At 42.2% G+C, this 23,175-nt stretch carries 26 protein-coding genes and 2 pseudogenes; 13 read left to right on the plus strand and 15 right to left on the minus strand.

The window, feature by feature from the left end; translation table 11 throughout:
* Window positions 1–94: 94 nt before the first annotated feature.
* A pseudogene (locus V7K49_RS27700) lies at window positions 95–208 on the minus strand (NIL domain-containing protein); the annotation flags it as partial.
* 1,251 nt (window positions 209–1,459) lie between these two features.
* Between V7K49_RS27700 and V7K49_RS27705 the strand changes: the two are divergent.
* The 3 genes from V7K49_RS27705 (at window position 1,460) to V7K49_RS27715 (ending at window position 3,368) form a co-directional block, all read left to right on the plus strand.
* A complete protein-coding gene (locus V7K49_RS27705) occupies window positions 1,460–2,188 on the plus strand; it encodes a DJ-1/PfpI family protein (protein ID WP_335208500.1) in 729 nt (242 codons plus the stop codon).
* 284 nt (window positions 2,189–2,472) lie between these two features.
* Entirely contained in the window at window positions 2,473–2,601 is a 129-nt protein-coding gene (locus tag V7K49_RS27710; RefSeq protein WP_335208501.1) for a hypothetical protein, read from the plus strand.
* Window positions 2,602–2,801: 200 nt separating this feature from the next.
* Window positions 2,802–3,368, plus strand: a complete 567-nt coding sequence (locus V7K49_RS27715) for an ester cyclase (protein WP_335208502.1) — start codon at window positions 2,802–2,804, stop codon at window positions 3,366–3,368.
* 46 nt (window positions 3,369–3,414) lie between these two features.
* Here V7K49_RS27715 and V7K49_RS27720 read toward each other — a convergent pair whose 3' ends face one another.
* Window positions 3,415–3,639, minus strand: coding sequence for a hypothetical protein (locus V7K49_RS27720; RefSeq protein ID WP_335208503.1), 225 nt, complete (start codon window positions 3,637–3,639; stop codon window positions 3,415–3,417).
* A gap of 22 nt (window positions 3,640–3,661) precedes the next feature.
* Between V7K49_RS27720 and V7K49_RS27725 the strand changes: the two genes are divergently transcribed.
* The 3 genes from V7K49_RS27725 to V7K49_RS27735 all read left to right on the plus strand — a co-directional run bounded on the left by V7K49_RS27725 (window position 3,662) and on the right by V7K49_RS27735 (window position 4,847).
* Complete coding sequence (locus V7K49_RS27725) at window positions 3,662–4,069, plus strand: hypothetical protein (protein ID WP_335208504.1); 408 nt, start codon at window positions 3,662–3,664, stop codon at window positions 4,067–4,069.
* Between the two features lie 132 nt (window positions 4,070–4,201).
* Window positions 4,202–4,429 carry a hypothetical protein gene (locus tag V7K49_RS27730; RefSeq protein WP_335208505.1) on the plus strand — a complete coding sequence of 76 codons (228 nt, stop codon included), beginning with the start codon at window positions 4,202–4,204 and terminating at the stop codon, window positions 4,427–4,429.
* A gap of 52 nt (window positions 4,430–4,481) precedes the next feature.
* Window positions 4,482–4,847 (plus strand): FAD-dependent oxidoreductase, encoded by a 366-nt coding sequence (locus V7K49_RS27735; RefSeq protein ID WP_335208506.1) that lies wholly within the window; start codon window positions 4,482–4,484, stop codon window positions 4,845–4,847.
* 133 nt (window positions 4,848–4,980) lie between these two features.
* Here the strand turns inward: V7K49_RS27735 and V7K49_RS27740 are convergent, their stop codons facing one another.
* The 3 genes and pseudogenes from V7K49_RS27740 to V7K49_RS27750 all read right to left on the minus strand — a co-directional run bounded on the left by V7K49_RS27740 (window position 4,981) and on the right by V7K49_RS27750 (window position 8,376).
* Window positions 4,981–5,424: a hypothetical protein gene (locus V7K49_RS27740; protein ID WP_335208507.1), complete on the minus strand. Its 444-nt coding sequence runs from the start codon at window positions 5,422–5,424 to the stop codon at window positions 4,981–4,983.
* Window positions 5,425–5,546: 122 nt separating this feature from the next.
* Window positions 5,547–6,191: pseudogene (locus tag V7K49_RS27745) on the minus strand (AMIN domain-containing protein); the annotation flags it as partial.
* Between the two features lie 316 nt (window positions 6,192–6,507).
* Entirely contained in the window at window positions 6,508–8,376 is a 1,869-nt protein-coding gene (locus V7K49_RS27750) for a TonB-dependent siderophore receptor (protein WP_335208508.1), read from the minus strand.
* Here V7K49_RS27750 and V7K49_RS27755 point away from each other — a divergent pair.
* From V7K49_RS27755 to V7K49_RS27770, 4 genes are all read left to right on the plus strand, one after another.
* The gene (locus V7K49_RS27755; RefSeq protein WP_335208510.1) at window positions 8,367–9,344 is read left to right on the plus strand and encodes a hypothetical protein; all 978 of its coding nucleotides are present in this window, start codon (window positions 8,367–8,369) and stop codon (window positions 9,342–9,344) included. The two genes, V7K49_RS27750 and V7K49_RS27755, sit on opposite strands and share 10 nt — an antisense overlap.
* Window positions 9,345–9,365: 21 nt before the next feature.
* Entirely contained in the window at window positions 9,366–10,241 is an 876-nt protein-coding gene (locus V7K49_RS27760; RefSeq protein ID WP_335208512.1) for a hypothetical protein, read from the plus strand.
* Window positions 10,242–10,345: 104 nt separating this feature from the next.
* A complete protein-coding gene (locus tag V7K49_RS27765; protein ID WP_335208513.1) occupies window positions 10,346–10,639 on the plus strand; it encodes a hypothetical protein in 294 nt (97 codons plus the stop codon).
* Window positions 10,640–10,642: 3 nt separating this feature from the next.
* A complete protein-coding gene (locus V7K49_RS27770) occupies window positions 10,643–11,080 on the plus strand; it encodes a hypothetical protein (RefSeq protein ID WP_335208514.1) in 438 nt (145 codons plus the stop codon).
* Window positions 11,081–11,276: 196 nt separating this feature from the next.
* Here V7K49_RS27770 and V7K49_RS27775 read toward each other — a convergent pair whose 3' ends face one another.
* From V7K49_RS27775 to V7K49_RS27790, 4 genes are all read right to left on the minus strand, one after another.
* Window positions 11,277–11,543 (minus strand): NIL domain-containing protein, encoded by a 267-nt coding sequence (locus V7K49_RS27775; RefSeq protein WP_334872754.1) that lies wholly within the window; start codon window positions 11,541–11,543, stop codon window positions 11,277–11,279.
* Window positions 11,544–11,695: 152 nt separating this feature from the next.
* Window positions 11,696–12,574: a sulfate ABC transporter permease subunit CysW gene (cysW, locus tag V7K49_RS27780; RefSeq protein ID WP_334872752.1), complete on the minus strand. Its 879-nt coding sequence runs from the start codon at window positions 12,572–12,574 to the stop codon at window positions 11,696–11,698.
* Window positions 12,561–13,421, minus strand: coding sequence for a sulfate ABC transporter permease subunit CysT (gene cysT / locus V7K49_RS27785; RefSeq protein WP_334872750.1), 861 nt, complete (start codon window positions 13,419–13,421; stop codon window positions 12,561–12,563). The genes cysW and cysT overlap by 14 nt, the downstream gene beginning before the upstream one ends.
* A gap of 94 nt (window positions 13,422–13,515) precedes the next feature.
* Entirely contained in the window at window positions 13,516–14,661 is a 1,146-nt protein-coding gene (locus tag V7K49_RS27790) for a sulfate ABC transporter substrate-binding protein (RefSeq protein WP_335208515.1), read from the minus strand.
* Window positions 14,662–15,490: 829 nt separating this feature from the next.
* On the opposite strand from V7K49_RS27790, the gene V7K49_RS27795 reads away from it, so the two are divergent.
* Window positions 15,491–16,783, plus strand: coding sequence for an L-lactate MFS transporter (locus tag V7K49_RS27795; RefSeq protein WP_442948700.1), 1,293 nt, complete (start codon window positions 15,491–15,493; stop codon window positions 16,781–16,783).
* A gap of 141 nt (window positions 16,784–16,924) precedes the next feature.
* Here the strand turns inward: V7K49_RS27795 and V7K49_RS27800 are convergent, their stop codons facing one another.
* The 3 genes from V7K49_RS27800 to purE all read right to left on the minus strand — a co-directional run bounded on the left by V7K49_RS27800 (window position 16,925) and on the right by purE (window position 18,788).
* Entirely contained in the window at window positions 16,925–17,716 is a 792-nt protein-coding gene (locus V7K49_RS27800; RefSeq protein WP_334872744.1) for a class II glutamine amidotransferase, read from the minus strand.
* 158 nt (window positions 17,717–17,874) lie between these two features.
* Window positions 17,875–18,174, minus strand: coding sequence for a putative quinol monooxygenase (locus V7K49_RS27805; RefSeq protein ID WP_334872742.1), 300 nt, complete (start codon window positions 18,172–18,174; stop codon window positions 17,875–17,877).
* A 95-nt stretch (window positions 18,175–18,269) separates the two neighbouring features.
* Window positions 18,270–18,788 (minus strand): 5-(carboxyamino)imidazole ribonucleotide mutase, encoded by a 519-nt coding sequence (purE, locus tag V7K49_RS27810; protein WP_334872740.1) that lies wholly within the window; start codon window positions 18,786–18,788, stop codon window positions 18,270–18,272.
* A gap of 123 nt (window positions 18,789–18,911) precedes the next feature.
* Here purE and nagA point away from each other — a divergent pair, with 123 nt between their 5' ends.
* Window positions 18,912–20,093: an N-acetylglucosamine-6-phosphate deacetylase gene (gene nagA, locus V7K49_RS27815; RefSeq protein WP_335208555.1), complete on the plus strand. Its 1,182-nt coding sequence runs from the start codon at window positions 18,912–18,914 to the stop codon at window positions 20,091–20,093.
* Here nagA and V7K49_RS27820 read toward each other — a convergent pair.
* Together V7K49_RS27820 and V7K49_RS27825 are read right to left on the minus strand one after the other, a co-directional pair.
* Window positions 20,090–20,413: a hypothetical protein gene (locus V7K49_RS27820; protein WP_335208517.1), complete on the minus strand. Its 324-nt coding sequence runs from the start codon at window positions 20,411–20,413 to the stop codon at window positions 20,090–20,092. The genes nagA and V7K49_RS27820 overlap by 4 nt on opposite strands.
* A 436-nt stretch (window positions 20,414–20,849) precedes the next feature.
* Window positions 20,850–21,974, minus strand: coding sequence for a site-2 protease family protein (locus V7K49_RS27825; protein ID WP_335208518.1), 1,125 nt, complete (start codon window positions 21,972–21,974; stop codon window positions 20,850–20,852).
* An 88-nt stretch (window positions 21,975–22,062) separates the two neighbouring features.
* Between V7K49_RS27825 and V7K49_RS27830 the strand changes: the two genes are divergently transcribed.
* The gene (locus tag V7K49_RS27830; protein WP_335208519.1) at window positions 22,063–22,275 is read left to right on the plus strand and encodes a hypothetical protein; all 213 of its coding nucleotides are present in this window, start codon (window positions 22,063–22,065) and stop codon (window positions 22,273–22,275) included.
* Between the two features lie 6 nt (window positions 22,276–22,281).
* On the opposite strand, the gene V7K49_RS27835 is transcribed toward V7K49_RS27830, so the two are convergent.
* On the minus strand, window positions 22,282–23,136 hold the full coding sequence (locus V7K49_RS27835) for a sulfurtransferase (RefSeq protein WP_334872732.1): 855 nt from the start codon (window positions 23,134–23,136) through the stop codon (window positions 22,282–22,284).
* Window positions 23,137–23,175: the final 39 nt, after the last annotated feature.

Consider the following 23,175-nt stretch of genomic DNA (forward strand, 5'->3'; position numbering starts at 1 on the left):
CAAGCTAAGAACATCGGAAGCTGGGTGCGGTGAAAGCCGCACGCCCAGATTTAACTGAGAGGTGCGGGGAATAATATCCCCCATCGACTCAACCGGTTAAACCATAACGAGACACCAGTCGAGAAATTACAGGTTGCCTATGATACCGCTGAGGTACGAGAATTCGGCTGTGGACTGAAGCGGGTTCTACAGATTTTGTGAGAGACATCAGATTAATTCCCAATAGCGATGTCTACGGTGGGCTGCGCCTACGCAATTTTTCGGTTCGGCAGAGAATCTTGCTGATGCCGTACCCCTACAACTCAACTGTGCCTGTTTGAATATCAGCCTCATAGAGATTTTCATCTTTTTGGCTCTTATTAAACTACGGTAACTCTATCGATTTAACACATCTAATTGTTATCTAAAGGAGACTCCCACAAAGACCGCAAATAAACAATAAGTAAATTCACGTAAATTAGGCTCAATTTATGTGGAGTACTTTGACGCCAAACCCATTTAGAATCTTTTACAGCTGATATCGTCATAATCAGCAAGCATGGATCAAAAATAGCTTTGCTGACATCAATAATCTAGAACGGTTTGTCAACACCGAGTCAGAAGGGTGACTTCCTGGCTTAGGCATCCCAGCTAGTTGAAAATAACTAAAACCTCCTGAGTATTGTTAGTGTCTGAAAAATGGTGATAGTCAGTATTTGGGTGTGTAGTTTGATTATCAGTGTCTTAAAGGTACGTACACCAAAGGCATCGCAGAACTTTTTGGTCTACTGACATTGGTGTTGCCGACAGGACAGGTTACCTTTTGAGCTTGCCAATTAATAGCAAAACTCTTGACTCAGCATACCTTCAATATAATCCTGTGTTGAAGGTGGGACGAATTACAAACTGTAGTCACCGTCATAACTCACTCATACCTCCTGAAATAATGCTGATCGTCAGCGATCGTTGCTCTTCTTTATATATCTGAATCTAGCAAACTTAGATATTGCAACTAAATTGCTATCGGTTGACTTTAACTTGTCGTCCACTCAGAGTTGAAACTTTTGTGCAATAGAGCTATTGATGAATCAGCCCATCTCAAAATGGAAGGTTGGCTTCGACTAATAGAGGAATCCAAATTCAAACTTTAGTATGATCCCAATTTTCACCAGCCAGCCTGAGCTTCGATAAATTTTGCTCGTTGATAAGTATTTAGAGACACTGATGTTTGCCGATCAGGTGGAACATTATCAGCAGACAGTGATGTGAAATCTCTCAATATTAGAATTTATTCCGATAGTTCAACAAACCCTAATTATTACCTGTGAGATAATTGAGTTTGTCCGGCGACTAATTAGAAGATTGTTACTGACTTGTATTAACTATAGCTAGATGCGTTCACAGCAAACTCTCTCGCTCTCAACGACATTAGTTTAGCACCACGACAATAATGAGTCACTTTACATTTGGAGTCGATCCGATGCAATATCCTTCTGCTACAATTCCACCGGAACAACATATTCAAATCGGAGCGCTCGTCTTCCCTAACATGGATCAGATCGATCTGACTGGCCCGTTTGCTGTTCTATCGCGCTTGCCAAACTCATCCTTTCAGCTGATCTGGAAGAGTACAATGCCTGTGCGCGATCATAAAGGTCTACGTCTTTTGCCTGATGCAAGCTTGGCGAATGCTAAACCGATCGATCTGTTAATAGTTCCTGGTGGTCCAGGGCAAGAGGATTTAATGGAAGACAAGCAGGTTCTCTCCTTCCTCACCGCGCAGGCTGGGCGGGCGAAGTGCGTGTTCTCGGTTTGTACAGGCGCACTCCTTTGCGGTGCAGCTGGTTTGCTGAAAGGACTAGAGGCAACAACCCACTGGCAGTCTGTTCAGTTCCTGAAGTATTTCGGAGCCGTGCCGAAGGAACAACGGGTAGTCATTGATAGAACATTTGTCAGCGCGGCAGGTCTTACCGCTGGTATGGACGGGGCTTTGAAAGTGGCTGCCTTGCTGCGCGGCGAGGCGATCGCCCAAGCGATTCAACTCGACATTCAGTACGCGCCGGAACCGCCTTTCGACAGTGGCACACCCGATCGAGCGCCGACTGAAATCGTCGCGAAGTTGAAACAGACCTCAGAAAAACTAACAGCGCAACGGTTGGCTACGGCGAGGCGGGTGGCAGCTAAGTTAGGTGTTCGGGTCGATGACTAAAAGATACTATGAAATGGACAATTACTTTTTAGAAATTCGCGATCGCCCTTCAAATGTTCAATGTTCAAGACTAAAACTTTAACCATCATAAAATTACGATGAAAGCTGCCATTCTTCATTTTCACCATGCTCCTCTCAGCGAAGAAGTTGACCTGCCTCCTGCACCAAGGCTTCGTGGATTCATCGCGATGATGTGTTGAAGTTGATCGTGACCGCAATTACCATATCTCGATATCAAGTCAGCTTTAACGGCGATTTTAGGATGATAAGCACACTTTGCAATTTTGCCAGCTAGTTTAGATGAATGGTTAAGTCATTGGTCTACCATGTTCCACGACATCGCAGACTTTTACTCAGAGCTGCTCCGTTCGGTAGTTGAGGATGACACCAAAGCAGGTTCGCTAACACCATAAGAATCTGATAAAGCGTTGTAAGAATCTGAAAGAAATCGAGTATTGGAACTCATTACACTTCAGATAGTAAAGCAAGCGGTTGTGTAGCAAAAATTTTGTGAAGCACTATTTGTAGTGTTGTAGTAGGTGTACTTAAATCATACCTATAGCGGTTTTAGAATTTTTTGCGACACAACCAAAAAAAGTCAAAGGAGTTAATCATGAGCGTTGAAACCGATTCAAATCCACAAACCAACCTTACCCCTGCCCAAGCAGCGATGCAAGCCCTTTGGGAAGAACATATCGCAGATGAGTTTGCCACACGGGATACGGAAGCAGCCCTGGCAACGATGGTTTCCGATGCCTACGTTAATAACATTCCTGTGATGACCGGAGGAGTGGGATTAAACCAACTGCGCGAGTTTTACTCCAAACATTTCATTCCCCAGATGCCGGCGGATACAGAAATAATTCCGGTCTCCCGCACGATCGGCACCGATCAGTTGGTCGATGAAATGGTGCTTAAGTTCACGCACACGGGTAGCATAGATTGGATGCTACCCGGTGTCGCACCAACTGGAAAACGGGTTGAAGTGGCGGTGGTTGCGATCGTCCGTTTCCGAGATGGCAAGGTAGCGCACGAACACATCTACTGGGATCAAGCCTCTGTGCTAGTGCAACTAGGGCTGGTTGATGCCACTGGCTTACCGATTGTGGGTGCTGCAAGTGCTGAGAAGGTTCTCAATCCTAATTTGCCATTCAATGCATTGATGCAGCATGTGCATTAGAGTTCGTTCTCATGCACGCTTGGTATGCGAAGCGATCGCTTCTAACTCAGTAATGATCGAGATTGTATATATCGGCGATCGTGGGTTCTTCAAATTGGTGGAAGTTTGGGTTGAGAACAAGCAACTGCTGGAACTGTTCCCTCCTGAATTTTTGCAAGCGTACCTCAATCTCTTTAGCAAATCCCAGAACTTTGAGAATGCCATGAATGGTCAATCGAGCGTGCAAAAGCAGCCTGAGGTCTGTAAAGTGACTTTGATCGTCACTCGGCATTGCAAACTATAAGGAGAAATTTATGCGGCGGTTTACTCTGTTTACGTTACTGTATTTTGCTGCAGGAGTTTGCTTCACCGCGATTGCCATGCAGTCTGCTGACATGACTGCGAATCTCAAAACAACCTTGCTAGTCGAGGCAGGACTGCTATACCTTTTCGCAGTTCTCAGTACCTTTTCGTTTTGGCGTCAAGCTGTACTGCGAAGCCATAATAGAGTGCGCGATCGCTCGATTTGGCAACAGAATTTCGTGGCGATCGCCCCTTGGCTTGTCATTGTCTTAGTAGTGATTGAGTCCATCTCTAATCTGCTGGGGCAAAACTGGACGACTGAAGCGATCGCCAAAGCATCCTTGGGGCTACCGATCGTCTTGGTGTGTGCAGAAAATCTTTTGCCAGAAACCAAACCTTGGAATAAATCAACATCGTGAAGCTGCCGATGAAAAAGCAGCGATCGCCAATCTCGACCCAATCTGCAAAACAATCGGAGGTTTGAAATAGAAAGAACTTTACACGGAAATCGAGATTCAAGCATCGCCAGAACGGGTGTGGCAAGCTTTGAAATGACCTTGGAAAGTGGCATCGAGCTAGAAGCCCGCCGACTTCTGTTGGCTACAGGTGTAATCGATGAACTTCCAGCGATCGCAGGGCTGCAAGAGTTGTGGGGCGTTAGCGCGCTGCATTGTCCTTACTGTCATGGTTGGGAAGTGCAAGATCAGCCGATCGCACTTCACGGCAAGGGTCAAGTTGGTTTTGACCTTTGCGTCCTAGTTAAAAGGATGAAGCGATGACTTAGTGCTGTGCACTGATGGCCCCGCAGACTTAACTGACGAGCAACGCCGATTGTTGGTCAAGCATAATATTCCCGTGCGCGAAGAAAAGATCGATCGCTCTGAGGGCAAAGATGGACATCTTAACGCAATTGTTTTTGCAGACACGGTACTCGCTCGATCGGCGATTTACCTGCATCCTTTGCAGCAACAACGTTCTGAGTTGCCCAAACAGCTCGGCTGCGACATCGAAAACGGTTTCGTTAAAGTAGACGAGTGTGGACAAACCAGCATTCAAGGCGTTTACACCGCAGGTGACATGATCACTCCGATGATGCAAAGCCTTCCGTATGCTTCCTTTAGCGGAGGGCGTGCTGCGGGTTTCATCAATCAAAGACTATTAGCAGAAGACTTCGACTCATCAAAGATGTTGTCATAAACATCTGAGCGTCCCATCATCAATAAAATAGACTCATCCAGTTGACAAACATAGCCAAATCGAATGCTTGTCATTACGTGACGATCAGGCATTGGTGAGAGTTCACTTTAAAACTGCTGTATTTGTCCAACATTCAGCAAGACAACAATTTTTTATCAGAAGTAAGCGGTTGAGAAATATCTAAGGAGGGATGATAGAAATCATAATTTCCGACTGTCAATTCACCTGTATAAGAGGGAGTAGAGAGCGGTTGTTTGGTGAGATAGACGATCCTACCCGGTTCAAACTGACCATATAGCACCGAAGCAGGACTTTTGAGAACTTCGACTCGTTCAACGTTGATCAGATTTAACATTTTGGCGCTGGTAACAACAGGTTCTAGCTCACTTAATTGCCTAATCTTTTTAGTTGCTTCAAGTGGCTTGGCTTGTGGTGGTGTTTTCGCGAGGCGATCGCTCAACCGATTATTAGATTTGGGAATATCTTGCGCTTTTGCAGGCTGAACCACCAAAATTGTGAAAAGTATCAACAACCACTCCAGTTTGTAACTGAACACTAGACATACTTGCTTACTCATTTTCTCTCCACACACCGTAGTATTCCAGATGACAAAAAACCTCATACCATTTCTTATTGAGTTTTTTACTCTTCTTAATCCCCCCAATGCTTTTGAGGAAAGAATTAGACTCCCGAAGCGCGAGCATCGCTAATCCTGGTGATTTGTTGATCTTTGATGACTTGTTGAGGAATAACTTGAATTGACTGGGGAATGTCACGTTGAGGAGTATCAGTTTTCGTCGCAGTTGTCGCATCGGGCACTCGATATCCGTCTTCTTCACCTGTTACTACCAACTCAATCGCTTCATCACTATTGGTTGATGGTTTTGGCTGTGTTTGACTTTCTGGCTTTTGTTGAGAGGGAGTTGGTTGGGTTTGAGGTGGCTGCTGTGTTCGCGCTTGGGATGTAGCAGTTGCAACAGAGAAGATTATACCCTCGTTGGGACTGTCAAACAATTCGACAGTTGGTACACTCCCCTCACCCGTCACTGTGACTCGGATAGTATTAGCATCAAAGTTAGTAACTGTGATTTCAGTTACACCCGCAATTGGTTTAGTAGAGCGGAATGTAAACGTATCACCACTCGGTAAGCGCAGTTGAGCATTCGGAATATCAGCAATAAAATTATTACCAGCACTGCGATTTGTGACTTGCAACTGTTCACCTTTAGATGTCTGTAAAATCACCTCCACACCCTTATTGGTGGGATTTGCCTTCACAGAAGTCACTTGCACAACTTCTGTTTGTGGCGTGTTTGATGGTGTTGGCGACTGCACTAATAACATTTTGGCGCTAGTAACAACGGGTTCTAGCTCACTTAATTGCCTAATCTTTTTAGTTGCTTCAGGTGGCTTGGCTTGTGATAGTGTTTTCGCTAGGCGATCGCTCAATCGATGATCAGATTTGGGAATATCTTGCGCTTTTGCAGGCTGAACCAGCAAAATGAAAAGTATCAACAACCACTCCAATCTGTAGCTGAATTTACATACTTGCTTACTCATTTTGTCTCCACACACCATATTATTCAAGATGACAAAAAACCTCACTCCATACCTAGCTTCATAATTACTGTTCTACCGATGCAGATGTGTAAAGTTGAGCTTAGAATGTGAAAGAAACAGAGCCAATCACCGTAAATGGATCACCTGGGTAAACAACGTCGCGTCCCTGAGTCTCCAGGTAGTAGTTAATATCAAAAAGATTTTTGATATTGAGACCAACCCTCCAGTTATCTTGCTTGTAAAACAGCGCTGCATCTGTGCGAAAATAACTTGGTAGGATAAGGGATTTGTCAATTTCTCCGGGGCGATCGCCCACATAATAGAGACCTAAACCAAAGCCTAATCCTTTGAAATTACCTTGTTGAAGTTCGTAAGTTGTCCAGAAACTGGCAGTATTTTCTGCCACGTTTTGCAAGCGATTGCCTACAGGTAAGTCATTATCACGCGTGACTCTGGCATCTATATAACCATAGCTAGCAATCACATTCCAACCTGGTGTTAATTGTCCGACGATATCAAGTTCAATCCCTTTGCTGGTCTGTTCCCCAACCTGAATGGAGTAATTGGAATCAGTGGGATCACTAGTTAAAACGTTGGATTTTGTGAGGTGGTAAGCTGCCAATGTTGCTGAGAGTTTGCTGTCAAACAGCTCTCCTTTAACGCCTACTTCGTACTGTTTACTGCGTTCGGGAGTAAAAGGTGAATTGTCCCTAGAGCGTCCATACTGTGGTACGAAGGATTCTGCATAGCTTGCATACAGAGAAACAGGAGGGATTGGTTGATAGACAATGCCAACCCGTGGTGTGAAGGCGGAATTATTGTCGTTCGTTGCACTTTGGGCTACCAAGTCCTTCTGTAAAATACTGACCGTATCAAAACGACCGCCCAGGAGTAGCTTGAGGTTCTCAGCAATAGTTACCTGATCTTGCAGATAAAAACCTAATGTATCTGTAAAATTTTGAACTATGTAAGGAGTCGTGGGACGGGTAATCGGAACAAAGTAGACAGGATTGAAAACATCGATAGGTGCAAAAGGCCCGTTGGTAAAGCCATTGGAAACATTGGTGTAACGGTTCAGGTCTACGCCAAACAGCAGCTTGTGGGTAATTGTTCCTGTTTTGAAGTTACCAATAACATCTGTCTGGAGTCTGTAGTCCTCTTGGGTGGTTCCACCAAAATTAGCGATGTCTCTAGTTGCTGTGCGTCCATCTGCTTGCAGTTCGTCCACCTGAACGCGGATTTCATCACTCTTGAATATGTTGGTGGATAAGGTCTGACGCAATTGCCAATCCCGACTAAAGCGGTGTTCGAGATTGTACCCAAACTTGTAGTTTGTAGCAGTGCCTTCGTTAATAGAGGGTTCACCAAAAAATCGACTGATGGGAACTGATCCAGGGCGATCGCCAATTGCAATCACTCCGCGATCGGGTTTATAATCTCTGTCATTATATTCAAAGAATAACTTTAAATCCGTATTTTCACTAAGTTTCCAAGCTATGACTGGTGCAACAAATATATTCTTGGAACTAATAAAATCTTTGAAGCTACCAGCATTCTCGTAGGCAATATTGAGGCGATAGAGCAGGGTTTTGTCTACATTCAGAGGCCCTGATAAATCCAAAGCTGAACGATAGAAAGCATAATTTCCAGCACTCAGATCGACATTGTAGTAAGGGTCACTTAGAGGTTGCTTCGTCACAATATTTACAATCCCACCTGGTTCAGTTTCTCCGAATAGCACAGATGCTGGCCCCTTGAGTACCTCAACCCGTTCCACATTTGCAAAATCTGTGGATGGAAATTGGTCACGAATTCCATCTCGAAAAGTTGTTTCTTGCGTAAATCCCCGAATTCTCACCCTATCAAAGGAGTTTTGATAGCCTGCACCTGGTGTTACCCCACTGACATTTTGCAGAATATCCCGCAATCTAATTGTTTTTTGATCATCAATTATTTGTCGTGGAATCACCTGAATCGATTGGGGAATATCGCGCAGAGGCGTATGGTCAAGGAAAAACTACAGCTATCTGCCATCTTTTTAACTTAATAAGCGACTTCAAGGTTTCCAAGACTATTGGTGGCAAAACTAAAGATGTAATCGAAACTAGAGAGTTACTCTCAACGGGAGCGGGCAGAACTACTATATGTGAAGTAATTATTAAAGCATCTGAAAAAAGTTACATAGAGATAGAGCCTTATACAGTTGATGAGATGGAAAATCTGATTTTTGAATTCTGTGATTCTATTGCCAATAAAGATAATCCTCAAGCAGAGCAAAAAATAATTATTTCTCAAGAAATTGAAAGAGCTATTAGGAATGTTACAGAACTGAAAATCAGTTATAAATCAGTTAGTGATGGTGAAAAAAAGATAAATTTTAAAATTGACAAAACTAAAGAACTATTCGATGAATCAAAAGAGGAATTAAATGAAGAGTTAAGATTAGAGTTCCTTAAAAAAAATGCCCTTTCTAAGGCAAACCTAGAATCTAGAACTACAACTAAAATTAAATTTGAAAATCAGAGTAATGAGCAAGCATGGATCAAAAATACCTTTGCTGACATCAATAGCGTAGAGTTAAAAGAATTTGCTATTCCGAGAAAAATATATCTTTATGTGAGTTCTGACATTTTATCAGGCTCAAACTTATCTCAGTTTGATTCAGTCGTTGATACCAAAGGACTTGATGAAAATCCAATTCGCAAAGACTTACAGAAATATATTGATAGTCAGGATACCATTTGTCTCTTTGTAACTCCTTTCGCTGCGGCTCCTGAAGCTAATATTATTAAATTAATAGGTTATCATCTTGCATCGAAATCTAAAGAGTTTCATCATAGATTTGTGACTTTGGTATTACCTCACAAATATGAACCTGAAAAAGTCAATGGGGCTGATGGTAGGTGGGATTTAGGAATTGACATCAAAAAAGAATAAATTCAAGCTACATTCAAGCATTTGAACTTAGATTTTTTCCCAGAAAATATATTGTTCTATGATTCTTTGAGATACTATCGTCATGATATAGTTAAGCTAAATGAAATCTACGATGAAGAAGATGTACAGGCAGAGAAAAATGAATTTATCGAAGCTGTAGCCGGTGTAGTAAAACGGAGGCAAAATATTTTATTAGATGAAATCAAGGCTATTAAAGAAAGCTCGGCAAAAATCAAAAATGGTAATGCTTTAACAGAATCAGAAATCAATGCAATTCAAAATGCTATTCAGAAGATAAAAAGTTTACGGTATTTGAGTAAAAGAGTACCTAGTTTTGTTTATGAAGATTTTATTGGTGAATATGTTAATAAATACTATCGCACGGTATATCCAGCATGGAACACGAAACACGCTATCCATAGAAATTTTGGTTACTATCAGCCAAGGAATATAGATATATATTACGATGCGAGGGTTGTTGCTGAGGGAATAGATCAAGATAAAATGCTAAAAAAATTTACCAAAGAAGTAAAACATGAATTAGAAAATATCCTGAATGAGCTAACATCTGTAAATGAATCTTTAAAGACATTTATCCCTGAAGTAGTTAAAAAGTTTTACGCATTATATGACGATTTTATATACGAAGTAGGCAGAGAAGTTGAAGAAGAAGTTAGCAAAAAACTGTTACCTCGAAGTGAAGATTCTGATTTTTGGAAAGCTCTAATTGCTGAGAAAGGTAGGGACAGGAGTAAGGGAGAAACTTTTGTTGATAATGTATGTCAGATATTTAAGCGAGAGTTGGAAAAAGAGACAAACTTAAATACATTCTTAAAAAGCAGAGCTGAATATCATTGGGAAAAATTAGTTACTAAAATACTAGGCTTTTTTGGTTAAAAATAGACAATTTATCAATTGCACATTTAATACACAGTTTAGGGCGCAATATAATTGTGTCCCTAAAACTATTTTATTCACTATTAGTTGCTATCAAAAGATATATGGCTGATTTACAACAAGAAATATCTACAAAACTCAGCAGATATCCAAAAGATTATCAAGAATATACAAAATGTTTAATTAGAGGAATACAAATTCCAATTAATGGAAGGCCAGAGGAGTTAGTTAGACAAATATTTATTCATTTTTTTATTAAAGAAAGTGGGTTATTCCCAGATATTATCAGTATCGAAGTTGAGGCTAATCATCATGATGTAGAAATATACAAAAAGCAAAAATATGAGAAATTTAAGCCTTATCAATCCCCTTTGATAATTGTGGAAGTAAAACGATAAGATGTGAATTTAAAAAATCATTATAGTCAGATTCAAAGGTATTTAAAAAAAGCTTGTTGTGATATTGGCATTTTATATAATTATCATGAAATTATCGCTTTTACTAGAAAAAATGATCAGTTTGAAATTAATAATCTCAAAAGCCTTACAGACATAGAGACATTAATTTTACAAACAAATAATAACAATGATGATTTATTAGATTTTGAAAAAGCTCAAAACGGAAATTTTGATAGTTTTAGTTCTTTGATTAGTAAATATGGGGAATATACAACGAACAAAGTAGTTTTTAAACTTAAACAACAGCAATTCGAAATAGAAGGATATTTCTTCAATATACAAGGAAATAAAGTTTACTATGATATATGTGGTAAATATTCCCAAAAACAACAAAATTTTGATTGCCAAGATTTTGAAAAACTAATTTCTATCACTTATTAAAGAAAAACCTAACCCCCTAACCCCCTTTCCGACGCGGGAAGGGGGAAAATTCAAAGTCTCTCTCCTAAAAGGAGAGAGATTTAGAGAGAGGTTTTCCAGATACCGTGAAAAGTCAGAAAAAACGAGAGAGCTTAGGTTAACACATAGTAGGGGCGTGCAGCTAGCTGTACGCCCCTACTATGTGTTGCTATAACCCTTACCAATCATTTGGTTGAGTGTCATCCCAGACTTCTAACTCCAAGTCGTGGAGATAGGTTAACCCACTCTGAATTTGTGCATCTGTTCCTTGTAGTTCAAGGTCAAACCAACCATCACCGACAGCATTGGCTCCCAAAATTGCTGCGGTGATATTCACAGTCAGTCCATAGTCAGACACCAGGCGAGAAATGACAGGTTCCTGGTGATAATTCTTAGGAATTCTTAGTCGAATCCGTTTATTGGTAAGTGTATTGTCACTAGCCATATCTGAATTATTTCAATCCCTGATCGGGATTGGTACAGAACTACTCTTAACCCTAATGGTAATTTCCTAATAGGTACTAGGTAGATCGTACCATGTCCCCTGATTTGCTTGTATCCTATTTAAAGGATAACTGTTCTAACCGCTTGATTTTTCTATTCAACATCTTTAATGCGTGTTTTCCGTTCTAAAATCTCCTTCAACACTAAGGTTACTACTGCTAACAACGCTAACAGTACAGCCGCAGAGAAAGCAGCTTCGGTTTCGTACTGTTTGTAAGCATCTTCTACAAACAATGGTAAACTCTGGGTTTGGTCAGCAATGTTGCCAGATACCACCGAAACCGCCCCGAATTCACCCATTGCTCTAGCATTGGTCAAAATTAAACCGTAGAGTAAGCCCCAGCGGATACTAGGTAAGGTGATGCGCCAAAATATCTGCCAATCTTTCGCACCTAGAGTTCTCGCAGCTTCTTCTTGATCTTTACCAAATTCCTCTAAAACAGGAATCACTTCCCGCGCCACAAAGGGCATACTCACAAAGGCTGTAGCCAGAACCATACCTGGAAAGGCAAAGATAATCTTGATATCATGGGCCTGGAGCCAAGGGCCAAACCACCCATTCCGTCCGTAAAGTAGCACAATCATCAATCCTGCGACTACGGGCGAAATCGAAAAGGGTAGATCAATAATGCTCAAAACTACGGCGCGTCCGGGAAATTTATGACGAGCGATCGCCCAGGCTGCACATAGCCCAAATACTGTATTTATAGGCAGAGAAATCAAAGCTAGCAACAGTGTTAGCCAAGCTGCATGGAGAAAAGCTGGCCGCGTCAGGTTGGATAGAAATGGCCCAACTCCTTTGCTGAAGGCTTGGACAAAAACGTTAATTGCAGGGATGTATTGAACTAAGGCTAAATAGGCGATCGCTATCCCAATTAAAACTATTGGTACCCAACTCTTCTGCTCTTTAGGCTTGGCTATTTCTGTATCAGACCCAGAAGATGAGTGAAAACTTGGCTTATCTACTGTCATATCTCCTTGCCCATGCTTGTAAGAAATTAATTGCCAATAACAGTACCAATGAAATTGATAGTAAAACTATGCCAATTACTGTTGCACCAGAATAGTCATACTGCTCTAATCGCTGGAAAATCAGCACAGGTGCAATCAAATCTTGATAGGGCGTATTGGAAGAGATAATCACAGTTGAGCCATATTCCCCAACTGCACGGGAGAAACCCAAGGCAACACCAGTCAAAATTGTCGGAAATAAAGGTGGCAAAATTACCTTCCAGAAAGTCTGCCATTGAGAAGCCCCCAGACACCAGGCAGCTTCTTCTATTTCATGTTCCATTTCCTGAAGCACGGGTTGCACAGTTCTGACGATAAAAGGTAGTGAGATAAATATCATAGCCACCGCTACTCCCGTGCGGGTAAAAGCCACCTTAATTCCCAGTGGTGCTAATAGCGAACCTATCCAGCCATTATCGCTGTAAACTGTTGCCAGGGTTAGCCCTGCTACCGATGTTGGTAGCGCAAAGGGTAAATCCACTGTGGCATCAATCAAGCGTTTTAAGGGAAAGTCATAGCGAACCAGAACCCAAGCAATCAGAGTCCCAAAAATACCATTGAGTAAGGCAGCAAATATTGCTGTAAAAAAAGTGACATTATATGTTGCTAATGCGATCTCACTGGTTGCGATCGCCCAAAATCTCGCCGGAGGTTCCGTACTCGCTTTCAGGAACATGGCAGCTATCGGGATAAACAACATCACCGTCAGGTATGCAATGGTGATTCGCCAAGTCCAAGGAACCCGCCCCAATCTCTTCCAGAATGGCGTTTTGCGTTCAACTTCCACAGAAGGAGATACAGTCGTCATAGTCAAAAATTCAAAATTTTAATTTCAAAAAAAGTGGCGTTGCCAGTGGTCGGTTGTTTTTTCTACTGATCACCGACCATTGACTTATGACTAATTACCGTTTAATTTGGGCTTGAATCTTATCAAACACGCCCCCATCTGCGAAGAACTTCTGATCGATTGCACTCCAACCACCGAAGTCTGCAACTGTACCGAGAGTTTTCAGCTTGGGAAATTTGTCTGTGACTTCCTTCGTTTGAGCTAAAGTCTCATCTATTGATCGAAATCCCAATTTGACAAACTCTTGCTGTGCTTCTGGGCTGTAGAGGTATTTCACGAAACCTTCAGCAAGTTCGCGGGTACCATGCTTATCGACGTTTTTATCTACCACAGCGATCGGATTGTCGATGGATATATTCACATCGGGAACGACATACTCAACCTTCTCGCCCTTTTGCTGTGCCAAAATAACTTCGTTTTCGTAGTTTATTAAAACATCTCCCTGCCCTTGCTTGGCAAATGTATCAGTAGCTTCCCGCGCATCTTTAGGCAAGATTGGGACATTTTTGTAAACTTTTGTCACGAATTCAGTAGCTTTCGCCTCATCACCACCTGCTTTAATCACAGAATTCCATAGTCCTAAGAAATTCCACTTAGCGCCACCGGAAGTTTTGGGGTTAGCAGTAATCAATTTTACACCGTCTTTGGCTAAATCTTCCCAGTTCTTAATGCCTTTAGGATTGCCGGAACGAGTGACTAATGCTGCAACTGATTTGGAGACAATACCATTGTTGGGAACTTCTTTCTCCCATCCTGGCTGAATTAATCCAGCCTTCTCAATCTTTGATGTGTCTCCAGCTAGTGCTAAGTGAACAACATCTGCTTCCAAACCATCGATAACGGCGCGAGTTTGGGAACCAGACCCGCCATAGCTTTGCTTGAAGGTGACAGTTTGGTTATGATCTTTCTTCCATTGTTCTACAAATTTAGGAATGATCGCTTCGTGAGCTGCTTTGGTAACTGCAAAAGAAACGAGGGTTAGTTCAACATTATTCTTGCTTGCAGCAACAGGACTAGCAGTAGGGGTTTCAGAGGAAGAATTACTTCCAGTTCCACCAGAGCAGGCGGCAAGCGCCATACTCAATACGGTACCTACTAAAAAGAGCGATACAAAGCTTTTGAGCGAATTTAGCCGGAACCGATATGTTCTATGTTCAGCAATCGCTTGTAACCTTTTCAGTGGGCGTTGCCACAAACTCATTCTATTTCCTCCACTAAATCTACAAATAACTGATGGGAATACAGTTGTATAATGTTTATCATACTAGATGATTCCATGTATTTAATTGCAAACAACAATAAACATCACATTCTTTATCAAGAATATGGTGATTTTACCAGCTTTGTGAGGGATTATAAATGTTTTTAGTTTTTACTATTTAAGTTATCATCACAATTGGCTACTTAATGTATCAAGCAAATTGCTAGTGAATAGCTAATTTTTGAGACTCACTGCTATTTCCAAAGTTGGAAATGTAGTTTCCGCTGATGACGATGCCTCAATAGCTGATTTGAGCTTATTCTTTTGATTGTTAGGTAAACAAGAAATCTCGCAGTCATAGAGGTATGTAAAACAAGAGGTTACAACTTCATATAATTGTCTTTTTGTCAATCGATTTTGGATTTTGGATTTTGGTGAAGCAGCGCGGTCTTGGGGGTTTCCCCCATGAGCGACTGCTGAACCCGAAGGGATTGACCCCGACTACCTTTTCGCTTGGGGCAAGATGATTTCAAATTTTGGATAATGGAATTGTTCCGCCCACGTTAGCGCAGCAGGACGTTCGTGTTAGCGTCTCTAAGAGTTGTCCGAGGCGGGGCATGAATCGAAATAATTTTTAATCTAAAATCTAAAATCCAAAATCTAAAATTGGCACGGTCAAACGAGTTCTTTTTTGTTCCTTAGTTAAGAAAACGCGAATGCATATTATCAAAGTTAGTTTTCCAAGATAGAAAAAAAATTTTGCAATATCATACCAACTTCTGTTTTAGAGAAAGAACAAACCATTGCACAGCCTGGATTTAATCGCTGGTTGATTCCTCCGGCAGCATTAGCAATCCACCTGTGCATAGGACAAGTGTATGGCTTTAGCGTGTTCAATCTGCCAATGACGAAACTGATCGGCATCACCCAATCAGCGCCGACAGATTGGAACCTGCCAACTCTCGGCTGGATATTTTCTAGTGCGATCGCCTTTCTAGGGATTTCTGCGGCTCTTTTTGGCAAATGGGTTGAAAAAGAAGGGCCCCGCAAAGCGATGTTTGTGGCAGCACTCTGCTTTAGCGGCGGATTTTTCATTTCCGCTCTTGGAGTATATCTACATCAAATTGTGCTGGTTTATCTTGGTTACGGCGTATTGGGCGGGATTGGCTTAGGTATTGGCTATATCTCTCCGGTTTACACGCTAATTAAGTGGTTTCCTGACCGTCCAGGGATGGCAACAGGGATGGCAATTATGGGATTCGGCGGCGGAGCGATCATTGGTTCGCCACTGGCGGTAGCACTGATGAATCATTTCAAATCATCGACTTCCGTCGGTGTATGGCAAACATTTGTGGTGATGGGTGCAATTTACCTTTGCCTAATGATGTGTGGTGTTTTTCTTGTACGCGTTGCACCACCTGGCTGGCAACCCGCAGGCTATACATCATCTGTTCAGCCGAAAAAATTGGTAACAACTGCAAATGTTAATGCTGATAACGCGATTAAAACCCAGCAATTCTGGTTGTTATGGGTTGTGTTGTGTACCAACGTGACCGCGGGGATTGGTGTTCTTAGTCAAGCATCGCCAATGATTCAAGAAATGTTTAAGGTTTCAGCTTCAGTCGGCGCTGGATTTGTCGTATTGTTGAGCTTATTTAATTTGGTCGGTCGGTTTTTCTGGTCATTTCTATCAGACTACATCGGTAGGAAAAGAACCTATATGATTTTCTTTGGTGTTGGGATGATTTTGTATGCTTTAATTCCGACAACTGGCAAAATGGGCAATATTGTCCTTTTTTACGGAGGTTTTTGCATCATTTTGACCATGTATGGCGGTGGATTCGCAACTATTCCTGCTTATTTACGTGATTTATTTGGGACGGTACAGGTTGGCGCTATTCATGGACGGTTGCTTACGGCATGGTCTGTAGCAGGTGTTCTCGGCCCAGTTCTTGTGAACTACATTCGTGAGTCACAGATTAATCACGGTATACCGAAAGCTGAAGCTTATACATTGACAATGTACATCATGGTAGGGGTATTACTTGTTGGCTTTATTGCAAATCTACTTGTCCGTGAAGTCCATAGAAAATATAGCATTGGGCAAGAAAAGTTATCATAGAAAGAATGAAAAAGAAAACCCATTTAGAAATCATCTAAATGGGAAAAATATCTAGTTAATTGTGAAATTCGTCAAAAATATCAGATATTTGAGCCTTGGCTACCAAAGCATTTGTTGAGTAATATTCTTACTTTACATAACCTATACTTGTTCGGAACTGAACGCATATTTCAGGGGCAGCCCGTCCTGAAAAACTAGTAATTCTCCCGGTTGGATTTGTGTCCAAACTTCGTTGTCAGTGAGGGGAGTGGTAGCAATGACAGCGACGCGATCGCGTTCAGTAGTCACCTCCCGAAAATCTACAGTCATGTCTTGGTCAATTAAATGGGCAGCTGCAAAGGGCGCTTGGCGGACAATGTAGCTGAGTTTGGTTGAGCAATAAGCAAAAAAGTGTTCTCCATCTGATAATAAGTAATTAAATATACCTACTTTTGCTATTTTATCACTAGTTTCTTTCAGTACAGGGTACAGTTCCTTGATGTCAGGCTTACCCTCAGGAAAGCGCGATCGCAATGTTTCTAGCATCATACAGAATGCTTTTTCACTATCAGTGTCACCTACAGCTTGATAAAAGCCGAAATTTTCCGGATCAAAATCTGGCAAATTACCGTTGTGGGCAAACACCCAATACTGACCCCATAATTCTCTGCGGAAAGGATGGCAGTTGTGTAGGGCAACTTCACCCTGAGTGGCTTTGCGGATATGGGCTATGACATGGGTTGAGTGGATGGGATAACTCCGCACTAACTCCGCTATTGGAGAAACAACAGAAGGTTGGGCATCTAAAAACATCCGACATCCCTTTCCTTCAAAGAAAGCAATGCCCCAACCATCGCGATGATCATCCGTTTTTCCTCCCCGTGCAGAAAACCCTTCAAAAGAAAAGCAAATATCCGTTGGAACATTGCAGTTCATTCCGAGCAATTGGCACATGGATGTTGTAGCTCTCAATTTTTGACTAAGGCCTCAGGATCAAGATACTTCAGAATGCTGCATTGATTCTGGAGCGATCGCTTCAATCTTGGAATTTAATGAGATATTCCAAATGCTCCCCTACAATAAAGAATCTGCTTCAAGTTAGCAATATGTGACTATGCCAAAAGATGGTATCGGCGGACATCTGGTGCAGCAGTCACTAAACCTTCGAGTTTGGCTACTCCCGCTTGGAGATGGGGTGAATCTAGATGAGTATTCAGGGCTTGATCAGAAGTCCACTCCTCTACAAAAGTAAAGTCTGTTGGATCGGACTGGTTTTGCAAAAGTTCATACTTGATCGCACCTGCTTCCTGACGGGTTGGCTCAATGAGTTCCAACAGTACAGCTTTTAGTTCTTCTACTTTGTTAGGCAAAGCGATAAAATGGGCAACTACGCGAATAGTTTGGTTAGTCATTTGTCATTTGTTATTTGTCATGGGGTAGAAAGGATGGAGGGGCGAGGGGAAAAACTTGCTGCTCCCCTGCTCCCCTCCTATGCTGTTAACATTTATTAAAACATCTCCTGTAAATATTGCTCATAGCCTAGTTGTTCTAGTTTTTCTTGCTTTGCAATTACTGATTCAGATAGGGTTTGGCGATATTGCTGCACTCTTTCTAGCAATTCTGGTTGCCCAGTTGCGAGGATTTGTACTGCTAAAAGTCCGGCATTTTTGGCATTACCGATCGCGACTGTTGCCACAGGAATACCAGCAGGCATCTGTAAAATAGAATATAAAGAATCTACACCTTGTAAGTTACGGGTGGGTACAGGAACACCGATCACAGGAAGTGGAGTTAAAGACGCTACCATTCCAGGCAGATGGGCAGCACCACCGGCACCAGCAATAATCACCTTAATACCGCGTTGGTGTGCAAGTTGAGCATATTGCACCATCCGTTCTGGGGTACGATGAGCAGAAACGATCGCCACTTCGCTCTCAACGCCAAATTCCTCACAAACTGCGATCGCGTCTTTCATAGTGGGCAAATCAGAATCGCTGCCCATGATAATACCGACTAGGGGAGTCATAGAATTTTGGATTTTGAATTTTGGACTTCGGCTACGCTCAGTCGAACGATTTTGGATTTTGGATTAATCGCCGATTGTTTCATCTAAAATCGGATGAGATTTAGCCCTCTTTTCACCAGTGTGATGATCCAAGCAACACAAAATCCTGTAGATATTATCAATGCTAGAGTACCAGGGTACAAAGATTTGCAAATGCTCTTGGTTAATCAAGAGGGCATAATTGAGCAAATCTTGCCAATGAGTACAGTAGGAGTACACAGCCGTGCGCCCCTACTAGATGTAGCAGGTGACTGGATTTCTCTAGGCGGCGTCGATTTGCAAATAAACGGTGCATTGGGTTTGGCATTTCCCGAATTGACAGCTGAAAATGCTCACTTGCTAGTGAAAATCTCACAATTTTTGTGGGATGCCGGGGTAGATGGATTTTTACCAACACTTGTGACTACTTCGGTAGAAAACATTCAGCGATCGCTTGCTATTATTGTTGAGGTTCTCCCTAGTCAACAAGCAGGTGCCAAGATTCTGGGAGTACATCTAGAAGGCCCATTTTTGAATTTCCAAAAGCGTGGCGCACACCCAGCAGAGTACCTGTTACCCTTAACAATTGACGAGGTAAAGCGGGTTTTGGGTAATTATGCTCATATTGTGAAAGTGATCACCTTAGCACCGGAGTTAGATTTGACTGGTAAAGTCATTCCATATTTGCGTTCTTTGGGGATTACTGTCAGTTTAGGGCATTCTCAAGCAACAGCTGCCCAAGCGCAACGTGCCTTTGAGGAGGGTGCAACGATGGTAACCCATGCTTTCAACACTATGCCAGGATTACATCACCGCGAACCAGGATTATTAGGGGCAGCAATTACCCATCCTGATGTAATGTGTAGTTTTATTGCTGATGGTAAACACGTTTCACCCACGATGCTGCAAATTTTACTTCGCGCTAGCTATGAAGAAAAAGGGCTATTTCTTGTCAGCGATGCTCTTGCACCTTTGGGGCTACCCGATGGTGTGTATCCTTGGGATAGTCGGCAAATTGTAGTTAAAAACGGTACGGCACAACTGGCGGATGGCACTTTGTCGGGGACGACTTTACCCTTATTGGTGGGAGTGCAGAATTTGATGAAGTGGGGAATTTGTGACGTAGAAAGTGCGATCGCTTTAGCTACTAATGCACCTAGACAAGCGATTGGTTTACCAGGAATTGCCAAGAGTCAACCCGCGAATTTATTACGCTGGCATTGGGATGAAGCTACAAAAGAATTAACTTGGCAACGTGCTATCATCGCAGATATGGGTATATTTTAAGTAATCCATATCAGATTAACTTTGTCTCCCTTCATCCCCACACATACTATAAATTCATGTCCATCATCAGCAAAACTCAGCTTCCACAAATAGGTCTGAGTTTCTCCTTGTTTGAGATGACCGAAATAAGTAGTTGTATAACCCTCAGACATGCGTGGAATTAGCGGGGAGCTAACTTGGTCAAATATTTGTTTGGTAATATCTCTTTTGTACTCTAAATCACCTACCGTGAGAAAAAGTTCGTAATTTCCCGCAGCAGTGGCAGCCAAAATAGTCTGCAAACAATTAATCACGTTTTCAGGGGGATTTGTCGAATTCATATATCATCCTCCTATGTCTAGTACGCCACGGCGTAAATAGAGCAACCATTTAAAATCCCTAAAGAGCTTATTCCATAATACTTTTGACTTTTGACTTTTGACTTTTGACTTCCGCCTTGCGGTACTAGTGTGATTCAGAGATCAGGCGTTGACTAACAATATAAGAACATGATACTTGATTTATTGAACTTTAGAGATCGCACCATCGTTTATTAACGGGGTAATCTTGTTTAAAATCCTTTAAACCACTGGCTTTTGCGTCTGTTATACCATTTCACTTTAATGATGATACAAATACGTTGGTAAGGGCATGGCATTGCCATGCCCCTACGAGAAATCTATCTGTATCAGGGTTTTCGTGAATTGGTATTACTCCTGCTTGTGTGGAACAAGAATCTCCCACCACAGCGTAGCTTGGTGGGAGAGTGTTAATAAACTATGCAGGGCTAGGTTGAGTTCGGCTTTGAAGTAGTTGGATAATTGCAGCTTTTTCTAAGATTCCAATTAGAACGCCATTCTCACGAATTACGGGAAGCACAGATAGCTTTTGTTGTTCGAGTAACTGCATTACTTCCAGCAGAGGTTGATCGGATTGGACTGTGGTAGATTCGGTAATTGGTCGCATGACTTCTTTGACTTGAGTTTCTGACCACAGTGCTGTTGGGATGGTTCGTAAATTATCAACAGCGATCGCACCTACTAATTGTCCATGATCATCAGTCACTAAAAACCGATGCCAGTTTTGCCCACTTATGACTCGCTCATCGGCAAACTCTCTCAGGGTAAGATTAGCAGATACAATTGGGCTATCGAGAGTTACAGCATCCTCAGCTGTCAAACCTGTGAGTTTTTCTTGCACTCTGGCAAATTGAGCCGCATTACCAGCATTTTGCAACAAGAAGAAACCAACTAACAAGTTCCAGAAGTTACCGAAACTGCCAAATAATAGTAGGGGAAGTACACCAGAAAGAACTGCTACCCAACCAAAGATTTGCCCAACTCGACTAGCAAAGGTCACACCTTTATAAGGATTACCTGTAATCTTCCAAACGATAGCTTTCAGTATATTTCCGCCATCTAAGGGCAAGCCAGGAATAAGATTGAACAGGGCTAATGCCAAGTTAACAGAAGCCAGAACACCAAGAATTGCCGCTAACGGCCCTGATGCAGCAGTAGTAACACCAATAGCTGTAACGATACCGCATAGTAGTAAGCTAACTAACGGGCCTGCGATCGCTACCCAGAAAGCTTCACCTGGGGTTTTCGACTCTTTTTCTAAGCTAGCCAAACCGCCAAATATAAACAGTGTAATGGATTTAACATCAATTCCCTGACCAATTGCAACGAAACTGTGGCCTAATTCATGGGCGACGACAGAGGCAAATAACATCAGCGCTGTCATCAATCCTAATAGTAAAGCTAATCCCGCAGACAATTGGGGAAATTGCGCCGCCAGTCCACTGCTATAGCTCCAAGTTACCAAACTCAGAACTAAAAACCACGACGGATGGATATAGAAGGGAATTCCGAAGAGATTACCAACGCGAATTGTGCCATTCATGTCGTTCACCTTTGATTTCAGCTTCGAGAGGTTTGCTTTCGTCCTTCTCGATGTCTTTAGTGTAACGAAAGGTTAAGAGATTTTAATCTTGATGACGGTAGTGGTGTCCGTCGGTAAAGGTGCGGTTATTGAGAATATTGCGAACAAGAGTAATGACATCTCCAAGCGTTTACTAAAGAACCAGGGGATAAACAAGATAAACTCTAGTAGCACCATCACCAAGAAGGGCAGGGATTATCCCCAGGCTTACTATCGCGCTCAAGAAAATGGGCACAAGAAAAGCAAATATATCCCCAAGTAACTCTCACTACCTCTCGATCGCTACATCAGGCAGGCGACTCCACTCATTCCAAGAGCCATCGTAATTCCGAACATTCGGATAACCCAATAAATACTTCAAGACAAACCAGATATATCCAGAACGCGCACCGATAGTACAGTAAGGGAACACTTCTTTATCAGCTGTAATGCCATGACTGTTATAAAGATTTTTCAATTCGTTGAATGATTTAAAAGTTCCATCCTCATTGAGAATTAAGATATGCTCAAGATGCACTGCACCTGGAATATGTCCAGTGAGTTCACCTGCTTTTGGTGGCTGATTGAAAAACCACTCACCACAATATTCTTGAAGTGTTCGGACATCCAACAACACGCGTTGGCGTAGCCCGTCGTAGACATCGCTTCTACCAATTGATGCCTGAACTTCATTATGTAATACTCGCAGATGAGCATCAGGAGTTTTGGCACGGTAATCAGTGTCAGCAAAGGTGGATAACTCAGTTGCCAGTGGACAACCTTCTGACTTCCATTTCTGGTAGCCGCCATTGAGAACTCGGACATTCTCATGCCCAAAGACTTTCAATAACCAGAAAATCCAGGCTCCTGTTCCAGGATAACCGCCATAGGCAATCACTGTTGTGTCATTGGTGATGCCTGAGCGTGCCATCAACTTCTCAAAAGCTCGCGCATCCCAATTCATCTTCAAATCGGGCAATAGTAAGTCTGTAAAAATGTTCCAGAAGACAGCACCAGGGATGTGAGCATTTTTGTACGGCTCTAGACTCATATCTACTTCGATAATGCGGACGTTTGGATCGTTGAGATGATTTGCCAGCCACTGGGTATCAACGAGAACGGATGAATCAGCGTATTGAGACACTTATATTTCTCCTGTAATAGCGCTAAAAGAATTGAAAGT

Origin of the sequence: Nostoc sp., assembly GCF_036919675.1 — a bacterium.
GTDB lineage: Bacteria > Cyanobacteriota > Cyanobacteriia > Cyanobacteriales > Nostocaceae > Nostoc.